The sequence below is a fragment of the Desulfovibrio sp. UIB00 genome (assembly GCF_022508225.1).
Taxonomy (GTDB): domain Bacteria; phylum Desulfobacterota; class Desulfovibrionia; order Desulfovibrionales; family Desulfovibrionaceae; genus Desulfovibrio.
This window is the reverse complement of sequence record NZ_JAETXJ010000004.1, coordinates 254565-270432: the sequence shown is the minus strand read 5'-3', so window position 1 is coordinate 270432 and position 15868 is coordinate 254565. Positions and strand designations below refer to the sequence as shown.

Here is a 15868-nt window from a genome sequence, read left to right as displayed (position 1 = left end):
ACAGTAATGGGCTGTCACAACATATTTATTGGATCAAGGTCAAGAAAAAGTCGCAAGTGTCTTGAAGCTTTTTGTGATAAAGCAAAAAAATAGAGCGAGCGTAACGCCTGCCAGTCCTGCCCTTTTATTAAACATGTAAAACGCTTGCGCCCACGCAACAGGGCCAGTGGGGCCGGGGCGGGGCCAAGAAGCTGCACGCCCAGTTCCGCTGCCTTGCTGCGCAGGGCCTGAGCCAGATCGTTGAGAGCAGGGGGGCCGCCCTGTTCGTTCAGCGCGTAGGATATGCGAATGAGCGCCAGCCGTACAAAGGGCGGGTAACGGCGCAACCGACGTTTGGCAAGCTCTGCCTGATAAAAGCCCTCATAGTCTGCGGTGCGCACGTACTGCCAGCAGTAGTGCTCCACATCACGCGTCTGGATAAGCACCCGGCCCGGCTTGTCGCCCCTGCCAGCGCGCCCGGCAGACTGCACCAGCAATTGGAATGTGCGCTCGGCGGCGCGGTAGTCCGGCAGGTTCAGACCCAGGTCCGCATCCGCGATGACGGCCAGCGTCACCAGAGGGAAGTGATGCCCCTTGGAGAGCATTTGCGTACCCACCAGTATGGGGGCCTCCTGCCGGGAAAAGGCCGCAAGGATTTCTTCCATGCGTCCGGGCCTGCGGGTGCTGTCCCTGTCCAGCCGCAGCACAGGCCCCCCGGCCAGTACGCTCAGGCGCTCGGCCAGGCGTTCCGTGCCTTCGCCCATGGGCAAAAAGTTCATGCCGCCGCACTCTGGGCAGGGCGAGGGAAATGGTCGGCTATAGCCGCAATAGTGGCAGACGAGTTTTTCCAGCCCTTTGTGATAGGTGAGCCCAATTTCGCAGTGCGGGCAGCGCAGGGTGCGGTTGCAGTCAAGGCAGTACATCAGGGGGGCGTAGCCGCGCCTGTTCAGCAGCACCACGGCTTGCTCGCCGCGTTCAATGGTCTCGCGCAGTGCGGCTTCACTTTGTGGGGCCAGCAGACCGTCCATGCTGGTTGAGCCGGGCGCTAGGGAGCTTATGTCCACCAGTTCCACCGGTGGCAGTTCGCGTCCGCCCACGCGGTGCGGTAGCCGCAGGATGGGCAGGTGCCCGTTTTCAGCCGCATAAAAGGTCTTGAGGTCTGGCGTGGCAGAACCAAGCACCAGCAGCCCCTTTGCCTGGGCAACGCGGAACCACGCCACTTCCTTGGCCTGATAGGCCAGGCTTTCGTCCTGCTTGAAAGAGCCGTCGTGCTCTTCGTCCAGCACAATGCAGTTCAGGTGGGGCACTGGCAGAAACAATGCCGAGCGAGTACCCACGACGATGCAGGGGCTGTCGCTCTGCGCCATCTGGCGAAAGGTCGCTTCCCGCCGCGCGGGCGACTGGTAGCCGTGGTAGAAAAATAAGGGGGCATCGGGCAGCGCGCACGTGGCATCTCGCCGCAACTTGTGAGCCAGCGCCACTTCGGGGGCGAGCAGCATGATGCTTTTGCCCGCTGCAAGGCAGGCCTTGGCAAGTTCAAGGTATACTGCTGTTTTGCCGCTGCCGGTCACGCCAAAGAGCAGGCGCGAGGAAGCCTCGTCTGCCCGCAGGGCCTCCAGCATGCTCTCAAGCGCACATGCCTGTTCATCGTTAAGGGCAAAGGGGGCTGGTGGGGGCGGCAACAGGCTTTGTTCTGTGGCGTCCAGGGCGTCATCATCGTCAACGCCGTTATCGCGCGCAAGGTTGACGTGCCCGGCCTCCAGCAGGGTATGGAGGGCAGGTGTTACTGCTTGCCCGAGGGATTGCACCAGCCGTCTGCGGCTTACGCTGCCGTGCTGGTGCAGATAGTCCAGAACCTCGATCTGGCGTTTGGCCGAGGGCCGTACAGGCCAGGGCGGGTCAACGCGCAGCAGGCAAAATTCTTCGCTGGCGGCGTCTGTGCCGGGGGGCAGCATGCGGGCCGTGCCGTTGCAAAGGGCCTCGGCGAGAGTCCGGCGCTGTTCAGGCAGGGCTTCGCGGATGCGGGCAAGAGTCCAGGCCACTGCCTTGCCGGATTCGATATTACGCAGCCGCACCCGTGCAAGGCGCAGGCCCTGTGGCAGCACATGCCCCAGAATATGACCGGGGTGCAGCCCTTGCCGTCTGGCCAGATCTTCAGCCAGTTCCAGCAGCACAGCGGGGAGCAGGGGGGCGTTTTCCAGCGGCCAGCCAAGGCTTTTGCAGTCCACGCCTTCCGGCAGGTCGGCGGTGGGGCTGACGCGCAAAAGCACTGCGGCGCGCAGGGCGGTGCGCTCGCCACGGCCCAGCGGCACGGCCACGCGCAATCCGGGCTGCCAGAAATCGGCGGGAAATTCGGGCGGCAGTGTGTAGGTAAGGCTGGCGTATGGAGGGGTGAGCAGGGCGACGGTGGCGTACATGTGGGGGAGAGTTACGTAATACGGCCCCAATGGCAAGCCTCCTCTGGCGAACCAGAGGAGGCTTGGGGCAATACATATGTGCAGTGGGTTTTAATGGAACTGCACAAAATTCTTGAGCAGCTTGAGCAGATCGTAGCGCAGTTCTTCGTCCTGAAGGGCAAAGTAGATGTTGGCGGTGAGAAATTCCGCCCAGTCGCCTGCGTCAAAGCGCATGCCGGACATACGCACGGCCATCATGCCCCTTTCTTGAGCCATGGCCTGGAGTGCGTCGGTAAGCTGGATTTCGCCGCCGTGACCGGGTTCGACCTTTTCAAGATAGTCAAAAATATCAGGCGTGAGTACATAACGGCCAACAATTGCCATGCGCGAGGGCGCGTCTTCACGGGCGGGTTTTTCCACCATGTTTTTGACGCGGAACACGCCGGGGGTCACTTCATCGCCATCAATGATGCCGTAGCGGCTGACCTTTTCCCACGGTACTTCCATCACGCCGATGACCGGCATTTTTTCGGCCATGGCAACTTCAATGAGCTGGCCGATGCCGGGAGCACCGCCAAACATGAGGTCATCGCCCACCATGATGGCAAAGGGATCGTCACGCACAAGTTCGCGCGCGCACAGCACCGCATGGCCAAGTCCAAGCTGGCGCTTTTGCCGCACGGACATGATGTTGACCATCTCGGCCACCTTGCGCACTTCAGCCAGTTTGTCGAGCTTGCCCGCGCGTTCAAGCACGCCCTCAAGCTGGAGGTTGTAGTCGAAGTGATCTTCAATAACCGTTTTGTCGCGGTTGGTGACGAAAATCACGTCTTCAATATTGGCGCGCTGCGCTTCTTCAACCACATACTGGATGACGGGCTTGTTGTAGATGGGCAGCATTTCCTTGGGAATATTCTTTGTTGCAGGCAAGGAACGGGTGCCCCATCCGGCCACGGGAATGACGACTTTACGAATATCCTTCATGCATGCCTCCAAGGGGGGTAGACAAAACAATTTTTATTAGCGGCAAACCGATGTAAGCAATAAACGGATAGCAGCCATACTGCAAGCAGTACCTGCCCGGTAGTGCCGCCGCGATGTTCAACGGTCAAATCAGCGCAGTTCGCGCTCAACCACAACGGCCAGATCTTCAGCGAAAGCTTTGACCTTTTCGGGATTTTCGCCTTCCACCATGACGCGGCAAAGAGATTCCGTGCCGGAATACCGCAGGAGCACACGCCCACGTCCGGCCAGTTCCGCCTCGACCTTGGCAACAGCCTCGCCAATAGCGGGGCGTTCCTCAAAGGGCAGACGTTTTTCGACCCGCACGTTGATAAGCTTCTGCGGGAATGGCTTAAGCCTGCCTGCCAGTTCGGAGAGGGGCTTGTCCTTCTCGCGCATGATGCGCAGAATTTGCAGGGCCGCCAGCAGGCCATCACCAGTGGTGCTGTACTTGTGGAAAATAAGGTGGCCCGACTGCTCGCCGCCCAGCATGGCGCCTTCGCGCCGCATGGCTTCCATGACGTAGCGGTCACCCACCTTGGTGCGCAGCAGCGAACCGCCGTGATCCTTCATAAAAATTTCCAGGGCCATATTGCTCATGGCGGTTGCCACAAGCAGATTGCCCGGCAGTTCGCCCCGGGCCATCATGGCCTGGGCGCACATGGCCATGAGCTGGTCGCCGTCAATGATGTCGCCGTGTTCGTCCACAACAATGAGGCGGTCGGCGTCGCCGTCCAGCGCAAGGCCCACATCGGCCCGAACCTCGCGCACCTTGGCGGCCACAACTTCGGGATAGAGCGAGCCGCAGTGCTCGTTGATGTTGGTGCCGTCTGGGCTTGTGCCGATGCGGAAAACTTCTGCTCCCAGTTCTTCAAGAGCCAGAGGGGCAACCTTGTAGCTGGCGCCGTTGGCGCAGTCAACCACAATGCGCAGGCCAGAAAGTGTCAACTGGGGAGGAAAACAGCTCTTGGTGTAAACAATATAGCGGCCCCCGGCGTCTTCAATCTTGGTGGCGCGGCCAACGCCGCGCGCTTCGGGGTAGGGCCATTTATAGTCCGAATCCAGCACCATGGCTGATATTTCGTCTTCGGTCAGGTCGGGGAGCTTGTAGCCATCGGCGTCAAAAAACTTGATGCCGTTGTCGTGAAAGGGGTTGTGCGAGGCGGAAATAACCACCCCAAGGTCGGCCCGCATGCTGCGGGTGAGAAAGGATATGGCCGGGGTGGGCAGCGGGCCGGTCATGATCACGTGCATGCCGGCGGCGCACAGGCCGGAAGTGAGGGCAGATTCAAACATATAGCCTGAAAGGCGCGTATCCTTGCCGATGACCACCTTGTGCTGGTGGTCGCCGCGCCGAAAGCGCGCACCTGCCGCCAGACCAAGTCGCAGGGCCACATCCACGGTCATGGGATAGTTGTTGACCGTGCCGCGCAGTCCGTCTGTGCCGAAAAGACGCTCAGCCATGAAAACTCCTTACCTCTAATGCTGTTGCAGCGCGCGGATGCGTTTCAGCATGGGCGCTGTTGCAGGGTTTTGTCGTATATGCCGTGCGGACCGCAAGGGCCAAGGCACGGTTGCGCTCCATTCAGGCCGCCGGATGCGGCAGTTGAAGGGCGTCGCTTATTTCTTTTTTCTTGTTACCGTAACTTCTTCCGTAACCGGGTTCAAGAGAGTCATTCCTTCCGGCAGTTTGAAGTGCAGGGGGGTTTTAACGCTCTCTCCCGGCTGGATTTCAGGCGTGACGAAAGAAACTTCCATCTCGCCAAGGTAATGGCTGTTCTTTGCCAGAGCCTCGGGCACCTCCACCAGCACGGCAATTTCATCGGGGGTCACCGTATAGGCCAGGCGGCTTTCCTTGGCAATTTCCACTTTGCAGCGGCGCGAGATGACGGTGCGCCCACTGGTGATGGTGTACTGCACCTTGACGGAAGGCGGCGTGGCCGTGACCATGCCCGGCGTGTCCAGCGTGATGGTCTGCTGCGTTGTTGTGCCCGCTGCCTTGGGGTCAAGCATGATGGTCAGCGGCACGCTGGCAATGGCGGAGACAACGGATTCCGGCCCGCGCAAAACCACCGTGGCCGGGGTCACGCTGACGTTTTCCACCGTCAGGGCGCCGCTGCGCAGGGGCGAATCCACAACAGCCTTAACAGGTACGCTTCGCTCCTGCACGGTGTCGGCCTTGACCACAATGCGCGGGGGCTGCACATCAATGAGCTCAAACGCGCGGAAGGCCGCGCCCAGGTGTTCTGCCGAAAGCGGAACTACTGTGGTGCCCTTTTTGATGGAGGAAAGGTCAACAGCCTGAATAATCTTGCGCTGCGTTATGGAGCGCAAAAGAGTTTCCGGCCCGCGCAGGCGCACAATGGCCTTGTTGATGAGACCGTCAGTCACCACAAGGTTGGCGGGGATGCCAAAATAATCAAGGCTTACTTCGATCTGCGCTTCCAGCCTGTCGCGAACGCTGACCATGTACCACATGCTCACGGCGATAAAGATCGCCAGCAGCATGGAAAGCAGGTGCGGCGGGCGGCGTGAGGGATCAGAGGATTTCATTAAGCACCTGCCTGAGGCGGGTAGCGTCAAGGGCGCGCATCAGCTCATCCTTGAGGGCCACGGAAATTTCGCCTCTTTCTTCAGAAACAACAATGACCAGAGCATCACTTTCACGGGCGATACCCAGTGCCGCCCGGTGCCGCGTGCCGAAGTTCTGCCCCTTGGCTTCGGCCAGCGGCAGAATGCAGGCCGCAGCGGTGATTCTGTTTCGGCTGATGATTACTGCGCCATCGTGCAGGGGGGCCTTGGGGTAAAAAATATTCATGAGCAGCTGCCGTGAAAGCTGCGCATCAATGCGCACGCCTTCGCGTTTGATCATATCGCCAAGGCGCATGCTGCGTTCAATAACAATAAGTGCACCCACCCGCAGCCGTGCCATTTCAACACATGCGGTCACCACTTCTTCCACGCCAATATTCTTTATGCTGGATCGGCGAAAGATAGGCCGTGCGCCCATTTCGCCCAGGGCCTGACGGATGTCGGCCTGAAAAATAACGACTATGAGGATGAACAGGGAGCTGAAGATGTGCTGCAACAGCCAGGTAAGCGTGTACAGGCCGAGAGCGTTTGAAAAGAAATACAACAGCGTAAGCAGGCCCAGCCCTGTAAGGACTGTCAGCGCCCGCGAGCCGCGCAGCATCTGGATAACCTGGTACAGCAGAATGCTGACCACAGCTATATCCATTACATCGCGCCAGTCTATGGCAATATGGTCAAACACGGTGTGTTCCTTGCAGCAAAGTGTATCGGGCAACCGCAGCGCTGTCAGCCGAGAGCCTTGGCGCGTTCCTTGTCTTGGTACATGGCAGTATCCGCGCAGGAGAGCAGCGCATCCACCGTGAGGGCCGAATCAGGGTACACTGCACTGCCCATGCTGAACGTGATCGGCCCGGGTATGTTCAGCTCGGGCAGCCCCTTTGCAAGATCGGCGTGCATACGGGCAAAGGCGGCTTTGTCCCTCTCCTTGGACGGGGTGCCGTTGAGCAGCAACACAAATTCATCCCCGCCCATACGCCCCAGAATGTGCGTCACCGGGGCATGTGCGCGAACAACCTCTGCGAAGAGTTGCAATACTCGGTCGCCCGCCTCATGTCCATAGGTGTCGTTAATGCTTTTAAAATTATTTAAGTCAAAGTAATATAAAGTAAAATCTTTTGAAATTGGTGCGGCTATGCGCCGTTGCAGTTCCTCAAAGAGTCCACGCCTGTTGAGCGCGCCCGTGAGTGCGTCCCTGTAAGCGATGGCCTCAAGATAGGTGCGAATTTGTGTAAGATCATGATTCCTTTGAACTAGAGTCGCAAGGAAAAGGCTGAGAAGAACACTCATGCCCACATAGAGCCATGATTCCAGTGATCTATACCACGCAACGCCTGCCGACATGCGGATCAGCCAGTGGGCGTTAAGAATTGTCACCGGTACGTCTATGCTGCCTGCGTCTTTTTCTGAATCCGCGCTGCCAGCAATAAGCAAAGCCCCTCCCTTGTGGGGGGATGTGCGCCAAAGGCCAAAGTCGATATCCATGCTGTCCAGCAGGGAAAGGTCCGAGGCTGTCAGCACGTCAGGAAAACGTAGCAATATCGCGGCGATACCCCAATACTGAGGGCGACCGGAAGCATCAGGAAGGAATACGGAAAGTCGCCCCACCAGAGCCGCATCCCCGTTGGGCAACAGTACCGGCCCCGCCAGGGTCAGGGGTGCGCCGTGACGGGCCGTGACGGCCTCGTGGCAGCCAAGATTGCCGTCCAGCATGTCCTGCCCCACCAGCAGGCTATTGGCTGGTGTATATGGGTACACCTTGTCGATGGTGCCCCCCGGAGCGAGCACAAAGGCCTGAATGGTATCTTCATCCCGCAGGGCAGCGGCAACGCGCTCGAATTCCTGAATGTTCCCATGGTTGTCAATAACAAGCGCGTTCAGGGTTTCCGTTTTGAATATCAGGCGCAACAGATCGTTTTGGAGATTATCGCGCTGCGAGCGGGCGATGCTCTCAAGTTTGACCCGTTCAATCTGCTGTTTGCGGTCAATCAAAACCCAGGTCAAAAGTAAGTTGAAGGCCAACGTGATGAGCAGCATTCCAGTGAATGGGCGCGTTGAAAAAAATCGCACCATACCGGCAGACTCGCAATCGTTGACGGTTTGAATCCCTAGTTGGCCTCAAGAGCCAAAGCAAGAGTCATGGCCTGACGGGCCGCAACAACATCATGTACCCTGTGCCAGAACACACCCTTGCCGCGCAGCATTGCCGTGGCCGTGGCTGTTGCCAGGCCGCGCTCCTGCGACGGAAGGCCCAGAAGCCCGCCAAAAACGGATTTCATGGACAAGGCCATGAGCACGGGGCGCCCAAGGGCGAGCCAGTCTTCCGGGTGGGCCAGCAGGGTGAGGTTGTGTTCAAGCGTCTTGCCAAAGCCGATGCCGGGGTCAAGCACAATGCGGTCTTCCGGCAGGCCCGCCCGCACCAGACGCGACATCTCGCGCTCAAAGAATTCCAGCACTTCACGTCGAACGTCAGTGTAGCGCGGATCGTGCTGCATGGTCTGCGGGCGGCCTTGACTGTGCATCAGCACATAGCCGGGCTTGTACTGCACAAGCACATCCAGCAGGGCGGGATCAAAGGCGCAGGCCGAAATATCGTTGATGATGGCAGCCCCCATGTCCAGCACTGCGGCAGCCGTGGCGGCATGGTAGGTGTCAACGGAGATTACGGCTCCGGGCGCAGCCTGGCGCAGCCCTGACAGAACCGGCAGCAGGCGCTCGGTTTCCTGCTGGGGGGGCAGTTCCGCAGCTCCGGGCCGCGACGATTCCGCACCAAGGTCAAGAATGTCTGCACCCTGGTTGCGCAGGGTCAGCGCATGGTTGAGGCCCGATGCCGGGGCGTTGTGCCGGCCCCCGTCATAGAAGGAATCTGGGGTCAGATTCACAATACCCATGACGCCAAAGGGGGAGGGCGTCTTCAACGCCCGCCCCCCAAGAATATGCCAGTCTGCGCCCCTGGAAAGAGCGGCCGGGCAAATGCTATCGGTCATTTTCTTTACTGTTGTTCCGGGTGTTCTCGGTTTTGGACTGTTTGGACTCCGCCTGCTCCGATTGCTGCTCCGGTTTCTGCTCTACATTCTGTTCAGGAGCCTGAGCATCGGTATCTGGTTCAATGACAAATTCAGCGCCGGATTTGGCAGCCTTGCCACCCTTGGCGGCAGTGCTGGCGGGTACGGGTTTGCCGTTGCTGTCGAGCGGGGGCAGCTCCTTGTTGTCCATGAGCAGCTCAAGATCCTCGCCAGTGATGGTTTCGCGGTCAAGAAGGGCCTGGGCAATGCGGTGAAGGGTATCCAGATTTTCCTCAAGCAGCTTGCGGCAGCGGCTGTGCGCGTCTTCCACAATGCGCTTCACTTCCGAATCCACAAGCCGTGCCGTGTCTTCGCTGAAGTTCTTGTTCTGCACCCATTCGCGGCCAATAAAAACTTCTTCGCCGGTTTCGCCGATGGCCAGCGTACCCACGGCTTCGCTCATGCCCCACTCGCAGACCATCTTGCGGGCCATACGGGTGACGCGTTCAATGTCGTTGGAGGCGCCGGTGGTAATGTCGTCAAAAATAATTTCTTCCGCTACGCGTCCGCCCAGCAGCACCACCAGATTATTGCGCAGGAAGGAGCGCGAATAGCCGTGGCGGTCTTCTTCCGGCAGCTGCATGGTCACGCCGAGGGCGCGCCCACGCGGAATGATAGTAACCTTGTGCACGGGGTCGGAACCGGGCAGCAGGCGGGCAGCCAGGGCGTGACCGCCTTCGTGATAGGCGGTGATGCGCTTTTCTTCCTCGGAGAGGATAAGGCTGCGGCGTTCGCGGCCCATGAGAACCTTGTCCTTGGCATACTCGAAATCGTGCATGTCCAGACGGTCCTGATTGAGCTTGGCGGCCTGAAGGGCCGCTTCGTTGACCAGATTTTCAAGGTCAGCGCCGGAAAAGCCAGGTGTACCGCGCGCCAGCACCTCCAGATCAACATCGCCCGCAAGCGGCGTGCGTTTGGTGTGCACTTCAAGGATGCGGCGGCGGCCACGCAGATCGGGCGTGGGCACCATCACCTGACGGTCAAAACGGCCAGGACGCAGCAGGGCGGGGTCCAGCACATCTGGGCGGTTGGTGGCGGCAATGAGGATAACTCCTTCATTGCTTTCAAAGCCGTCCATTTCCACAAGCAGTTGGTTCAGGGTCTGCTCGCGTTCATCATGTCCGCCGCCGAGGCCAGCGCCACGCTGACGGCCAACGGCGTCAATTTCGTCAATAAATATCAGACAGGGCGCGTTTTTCTTGCCCTGAACAAAAAGGTCGCGAACGCGCGAAGCGCCCACGCCCACAAACATTTCAACAAAGTCGGAGCCAGAAATGGAAAAGAACGGCACCCCGGCCTCGCCAGCCACGGCTCGCGCCAGAAGGGTCTTACCCGTGCCGGGAGGGCCCACGAGCAACACGCCCTTGGGGATGCGCCCGCCAAGGCGGGTAAACTTTTTGGGGTTGGAGAGAAATTCCACAACTTCCGAAAGCTCGTCCTTGGCTTCGTCAACACCAGCCACGTCAGCAAAGGTAACGCGGGTGCTGTCCTGATTGAGCAGGCGAGCGCGCGACCGACCAAAGCTCATGGCCTTGCCGCCACCGCTCTGCATCTGGCGCATAAAGAAAATCCACACGCCCACAAGCAAAAGCATGGGGAACCATGAAACCAGCAGGGTCATGTACCATGGCTGTTCTTCCGGCGGTTCGGCCTTGATTTCGACCTTTTTTTCAATAAGGCGGTTTACGAGGCCGATGTCCTGCGGAGCGTAGGACTGCACGGTTTTTCCGTCAGAGGTGCGCCCGATGAGGGTGTGCCCCTGAATGGTCACGGACATGAGCTGGCCGTTGTCCACCTGACTGAGAAAATCTGAGTAGGGCACCCGCTGGGTGATCCCCTGCGGTTGCTGGAACATATTGAAAAGCATGACCATCGCCAGGACGATTATCGCCCACAGCATCAGGTTGCGACTTATCTGATTCAACACTGCCTCCGTTACGTTTTCCGTGCGCGGTGGCGCACGGCCAGGCCGGATATATGGCCAGCACAGTTAAGAAATTACTACCTGTATGTGTCTGGTGTCAAATGTTTGTGGGCATTTGCAGTTCAGGCAACAGGGGTTTCGGCTGCGCTTGTCTTGTTCATAATAATGCGCAAAACACACTTGGCAATGGAGGTTTGACGTTCTGAAGTCAAAACAGCATGCCGGGTGCGTGTTGCGCATGCTCAAACTGTGCTGCGGGCTTTGCTGCTTTTGCTGTGCTGCAAAGGCCAAATAAGTTTGCCCTCTTGCGGGCAAGGGGCTTTTGCCCTATGGTGCGCCCATGCGGAGACGTTTCGTCACCGGTGTGGCGCCCGGTCTTCAAAACCGGTGGCAGGCCTTGCGGTCTGTGGTAGGTTCGACCCCTATACGTCTCCGCCATTCAAGCTCTTTTATCCATGCTCATTGGGCTTGCCGTCTTTTGCAGACTGACATCGTGTCCCCCGGTTTGACCCGGGGGATTTTTTTTGCTCGGCGGGCAGCCTGGTCTCAGCCAGGCCTGCCGCTATTTTTCAGTTTTTTTCTTGTGGCTTGAGCGCAGGTGCAGGCGCATGGGGGCGTGCGTGATGCCGAATATTTTGCGCAATGCGCGTTCAAGATAGCGGGTATAGCTTTCAGGAACACGGGTGGCATCGCTCACAAAGCACACAAAGGTCGGCGGCGCGGTTTCCGCCTGGGTCAGGTAGAAGAACTTGGCGCGCACACGCTTGACCACAGGCGGCTGGTGCTTGTCGAGCACTTCTTCCATGGCGCGGTTGAGCTTGCCGGTAGAAATGCGGACGCTGCATTCTTCGTGAATCTGGGTTGCCAGGGGCAGAATTTTTTTCAGGCCGGTTCCCTTGAGGGCGGAAACATTCAGAATCGGCACATGCGGGCAAAAGGCCAGCATTTCGGCCACGTTTTTCTTGAGTCTGTCCAGCGAGTCGCGGGGGGCCAGGTCGCACTTGTTGATAAGCACCATAAAGGGCGTTTTGCGCGTGTTCAGCATGTCCATGAGGCGCTTGTCCTGCTGGCTCACGCCTTCGGCGGCGTCCAGTGTCAGCAGGGTCACGTCGGCCTTGGTGCTCGACTTGATGGCCGAGTTGACGGAGTACTTTTCCAGACTGTCGCTGATCTTGGTGCGGCGGCGCACACCCGCAGTGTCCACAAACACGTAGTCGCGCCCACCGCTCGCAAAGCGCACGTCAACACTGTCGCGCGTGGTGCCCGCCACATCGGAAACAATCATGCGGTCACTGCGGGAAATGGCGTTGATAAGCGATGACTTGCCCGCGTTGGGGCGGCCAAGCATGGCCAGCTTGAGGGTCGGCGGGGCGGGCGGCTCGGTGGAGGTTTCTTCCGGTAACAGGGCTACCAGTTCTTCCACCAGAGCGGTGATGTTGTGCCCGTGCTCGGCAGAAACCGCCAGCAGCGGGAAGCCCAGAACATGAAATTCGGCCATGAGTTCATCTTCGCGCTCCACGCCGTCAACCTTGTTGACCACGCAGATGGTGGGCAAACCCTTGCGGCGCACATGGGCTGCGAGATGCTCGTCCAGGGGCAGCAGGCCGTCACGCGAATCCACCACAAAGGCCACGGCTGCGGCATCAACCAGCGCCGCCTCGGTTTGCGCAAGGATGTCGCGCTCAAAGCCGCGAATGCCTTCGGGGCCTTCAACCACGGCTGCGTGGGCGTCAAGCGTGATGCCTCCCGTGTCCACAATGCCGAAAACGGGAGTGTCCTTGCGGCGCACCACGCCGTCCATGCGGTCGCGGGTCACGCCGGGGCGGTCATGGGTGATGGCCCGATTGCTGCGGATAAGCCTGTTGAACAGGGTGGATTTGCCCACATTGGGGCGACCCACCAGAATGACGCGGGGCAATGTATCTGCCATGAGAATACCTTAGTGTACGCCTGGGATTTGCCAGGCGAGATTGCAAGCGTGAAGCGGAGTGCGCCGCCATGCGGTCATGCGCTCCGATGAAAAGAAAGCGCCCGGAGCATATGCTCTCTGAGGCGTCTGGCGTGTAGTGCCGCGCAGACCACGCGGCTGCCAGGACAGCTGGGTTTTAAGACTGTTTTACTGGCGTAAAAATTTATTTTTAGCACTTTGTTCCGTCAAAGGGAAGACCCCGCATTCACCCCTATGTTCCGGGGCTGTCATGGCGGCGACAGGCTCTGGCATCTGCTCAAGGGCATGCGCGCCAGACCACGGCGGCAGGCATGAAAACACGTGCCCGCAGGGCATTGTCACGCGCAGGGCGTGGAGCATCAGGCTTTCCGGCTCAGGGGCGGAATTGTCAGTTGAACTCACGCGGGCCGGGGCCGGGAGGGCGTAAGCCCCACGCGGCACATGGCGGCGCGTGGGGGCAGCCTGCCCGTACTTGGCATCGCCAATCACAGGATGCCCAACAGTGGCAAGCTGTACGCGGATCTGATGCGTGCGGCCTGTCAGCAGGCGCACAAGCAGCAGGCTTTGCGCTTGCTCCACCCTCAGGGGGCGCACCATGCACAGGGCCTCGCGGCTGTCGGCCTCGCCGGGCGCAGCCGTGCGTATCTTCTCGTAGCCCTGGGCAGTATCCTTGCGCAAAAAGTGGCGCAGCATCTGCGTTTCGGCAAAAGGCCAGCGCCCCTGCACCCAGACCACATATTCCTTGACCAGCGTTCCATCGCGTATGGCGTCCTGAGCCTTGGCAAGAGCTTCGTATGAGGCCGCCACGAGCAGCACGCCCGATGTTTCCTTGTCCAGCCTGTGCACGGGCGTGGGTTTGAAGGGCGCGCTTGCGAAGCAAGCGGCCAGCCGGGAACTGAGACTGTCGTCATGCCCGGTGCCGGGGTGTGTAGGCAGGCCTGCGGGTTTGTTAAAAGCCCACAGGTAACCGTCTGTGCCGATCATGGGCGGCAACGGTGGAGAATCAACCGGCTGCGTGTCGAGAGCTGTATCCGTCTGCGGCAGGGGGGCCGTTTCTGATGCGCTTTCTTCCGCCATCTTGAAGGCAAAGGGAGGAAGACGAACAATGTCGCCTGTCTGCACGCGGGCAAAGGGCTTGCATCTGCTGCCGTTGATACGCACCTGTCCGGTGCGCACCCAGCGGTGGAGCAGGGTGGGGGGCAAGTTCAGCCGCCTTTGCAGGAACTGTAACAACTTTTGGCCGCTTTCGGTCTCCTGAACTATCGGCTGTTCCAGGGGCGATTGCCTGCTGATGCCGATGCCAGAGTCCTGGGCCTGCGTAGGGGGAGGGTTATCTTCCGACATGGGGATACTCTGGCGCAAAGCCAGCCTTGCGTCAAGAGCGGCCAGAGGCGCGGCCTGCCTGCTGCGTGTTACAGATAGCGGCAGTCGTTCATGGAAACCTTGGCAAAGGTGTGGTTTTCAATCCAGTCCCGGACGCGCTGGCGGGTTTCAGCTCTTGTGGTCAGTTTGTTCCGCAGCATGGCCCGGTCTGCCTCCACAATGGCGTTGGCAATGCTGGTCTGCATGTCTTCCGCGCAGGAGGAACCCATTGCCAGTAAGACCGGGGGCCGGTTTTGCTGGTTGTTGTGCCTTTTAAAGCGCTGCATGAGCTCGTGCAAAATTTCGGCAACCTTCAGGCTGTCGCATCCGGGCAGCAGCACGGTGTATTCATCGCCGCTCATGCGCGCCACGCAGGCTGCGGAATCCAGCCCGCCGCGCAGTAGCAGGGCCGCCTGGCACAATACGGTATTGCCTTCTTCGTGCCCGAGATAATCGTTAATCATTTTCAGGCCGTTGACATCGGCAACGATTATCCCCACGGGACGAACGGCGTTTTGCTCCAGTTCGTCCACGGTCATGGTAAAGAAAGTTCGGCTGCGTAAACCGGTGAGCGGATCGTTGCGCACCATGTCTTCAAGGTGAGCCCTGTCGGCCTGGCTTGCGCTGATGTCGGTATGCAGGCCTACCACACGCGTGGCCCTGCCGCTGGCATCGCGCTGCGTCACGTTGCCGCGACCAAGAATCCAGGCCCATGTGTTGTCTGCCCTGCGCATGCGGTAGGTGCATTCAAAAGTATCGCCGTGGGAGGGCGAGGCAATGATGTCTTTTTGTATGGGCACCACATGGGCGTAATCTTCTGGATGGATCTTCTCTTCCCAGCTGCGCAACGTTGCGGGGAACGTCTCGGCAGTGTAGCCCAGCATTTCGATGTAGCGGGGGCTGTAGTAGACGGTATTGGTGTTGGCGTCCCAATCCCACAGTCCATCGCCGGAAGCATTGAGCGCCAGCATCAGGCGGGCCGCATCCTGCGTGGAGTGCGGCGTAGCAAGGTGCTGCATGGAAAAACGCGCGGATGGCAAAATTTGCTGCGTCTGACGTTCCACCGCGCTGATGCAGCCAACCACATGCTCTGCCTGCCCCGCGCCGTTGCGCGCAAGGGCTATAAGCTGGGTTCGCGCCACAAGAGCATTGAGAGGGAAGCATATTTCCATATGCCCGCCTATGTGCCCTTCGAGAAACGTCTGCAACGATTGCCCAAGCATATCCCTTTTATCTTCATGACATACGCCAAGAAATGCCGCCATGCTGCAAGGAGTATTTGCTTCAATGCCAAGCAGCCGCTTGGCCCCAAGGCTGAAGCGGAGAATGTCTGGGGCAACGCGCCATTCCAGCACGGCATCGGTTGTGTCCGTCTGGATAAGCGGCAGAGGGCGGCTGGGATGGGGTTCGCGCATGGCAATCCTTGGGAGGCCAAGATCTTGTGCCAAAAGAGAGGAATCTGACGCAGAGCATAAATTGCTGCGCGACCCTACTATTGTTTAGGAAAGAATGCTACTATCATTTTATATATGCAAGTAGATATCGGGTGCGGGGATTAAAATGCGCGGCGACCAGAGGCGAGTCAAAGGGTAACGCCAGCGCT

General features: G+C 59.3%; 11 protein-coding genes and 1 tRNA gene. 1 reads left to right on the top strand and 11 read right to left on the bottom strand.

The features are described 5' to 3' along the window. Window positions 1-14: 14 nt before the first annotated feature. The 8 genes from priA to ftsH form a co-directional block, all read right to left on the bottom strand. Window positions 15-2396 (bottom strand): primosomal protein N', encoded by a 2382-nt coding sequence (priA, locus tag JMF94_RS09125; RefSeq protein ID WP_240824789.1) that lies wholly within the window; start codon window positions 2394-2396, stop codon window positions 15-17. Between the two features lie 90 nt (window positions 2397-2486). Continuing rightward, the gene (gene galU / locus JMF94_RS09120; protein ID WP_192111349.1) at window positions 2487-3359 is read right to left on the bottom strand and encodes a UTP--glucose-1-phosphate uridylyltransferase GalU; all 873 of its coding nucleotides are present in this window, start codon (window positions 3357-3359) and stop codon (window positions 2487-2489) included. A 129-nt stretch (window positions 3360-3488) separates the two neighbouring features. Beyond that, window positions 3489-4841: a phosphoglucosamine mutase gene (glmM, locus tag JMF94_RS09115; protein ID WP_240824788.1), complete on the bottom strand. Its 1353-nt coding sequence runs from the start codon at window positions 4839-4841 to the stop codon at window positions 3489-3491. Window positions 4842-4997: 156 nt separating this feature from the next. Further along, window positions 4998-5930, bottom strand: coding sequence for a CdaR family protein (locus tag JMF94_RS09110; RefSeq protein ID WP_240824787.1), 933 nt, complete (start codon window positions 5928-5930; stop codon window positions 4998-5000). Next, a complete protein-coding gene (gene cdaA, locus JMF94_RS09105) occupies window positions 5917-6651 on the bottom strand; it encodes a diadenylate cyclase CdaA (RefSeq protein ID WP_240824786.1) in 735 nt (244 codons plus the stop codon). Before cdaA ends, JMF94_RS09110 begins: the two co-directional genes overlap by 14 nt. A 44-nt stretch (window positions 6652-6695) precedes the next feature. Then, the gene (locus tag JMF94_RS09100) at window positions 6696-8003 is read right to left on the bottom strand and encodes a diguanylate cyclase (protein WP_240824785.1); all 1308 of its coding nucleotides are present in this window, start codon (window positions 8001-8003) and stop codon (window positions 6696-6698) included. Window positions 8004-8074: 71 nt separating this feature from the next. Next, window positions 8075-8953, bottom strand: a complete 879-nt coding sequence (gene folP, locus JMF94_RS09095) for a dihydropteroate synthase (protein WP_240824784.1) — start codon at window positions 8951-8953, stop codon at window positions 8075-8077. Next, window positions 8943-10931 carry an ATP-dependent zinc metalloprotease FtsH gene (gene ftsH / locus JMF94_RS09090; protein ID WP_276612887.1) on the bottom strand — a complete coding sequence of 663 codons (1989 nt, stop codon included), beginning with the start codon at window positions 10929-10931 and terminating at the stop codon, window positions 8943-8945. Before ftsH ends, folP begins: the two co-directional genes overlap by 11 nt. A gap of 368 nt (window positions 10932-11299) precedes the next feature. Here ftsH and JMF94_RS09085 point away from each other — a divergent pair. Continuing rightward, window positions 11300-11393, top strand: a tRNA-Sec gene (locus JMF94_RS09085). A 124-nt stretch (window positions 11394-11517) separates the two neighbouring features. On the opposite strand, the gene der is transcribed toward JMF94_RS09085, so the two are convergent. From der to JMF94_RS09070, 3 genes are all read right to left on the bottom strand, one after another. Beyond that, window positions 11518-12885 carry a ribosome biogenesis GTPase Der gene (gene der, locus JMF94_RS09080; protein WP_240824783.1) on the bottom strand — a complete coding sequence of 456 codons (1368 nt, stop codon included), beginning with the start codon at window positions 12883-12885 and terminating at the stop codon, window positions 11518-11520. 186 nt (window positions 12886-13071) lie between these two features. Next, window positions 13072-14247, bottom strand: coding sequence for an RluA family pseudouridine synthase (locus JMF94_RS09075; protein WP_240824782.1), 1176 nt, complete (start codon window positions 14245-14247; stop codon window positions 13072-13074). Window positions 14248-14315: 68 nt separating this feature from the next. Next, the gene (locus JMF94_RS09070) at window positions 14316-15680 is read right to left on the bottom strand and encodes a diguanylate cyclase (protein WP_240824781.1); all 1365 of its coding nucleotides are present in this window, start codon (window positions 15678-15680) and stop codon (window positions 14316-14318) included. Window positions 15681-15868 lie beyond the last annotated feature (188 nt).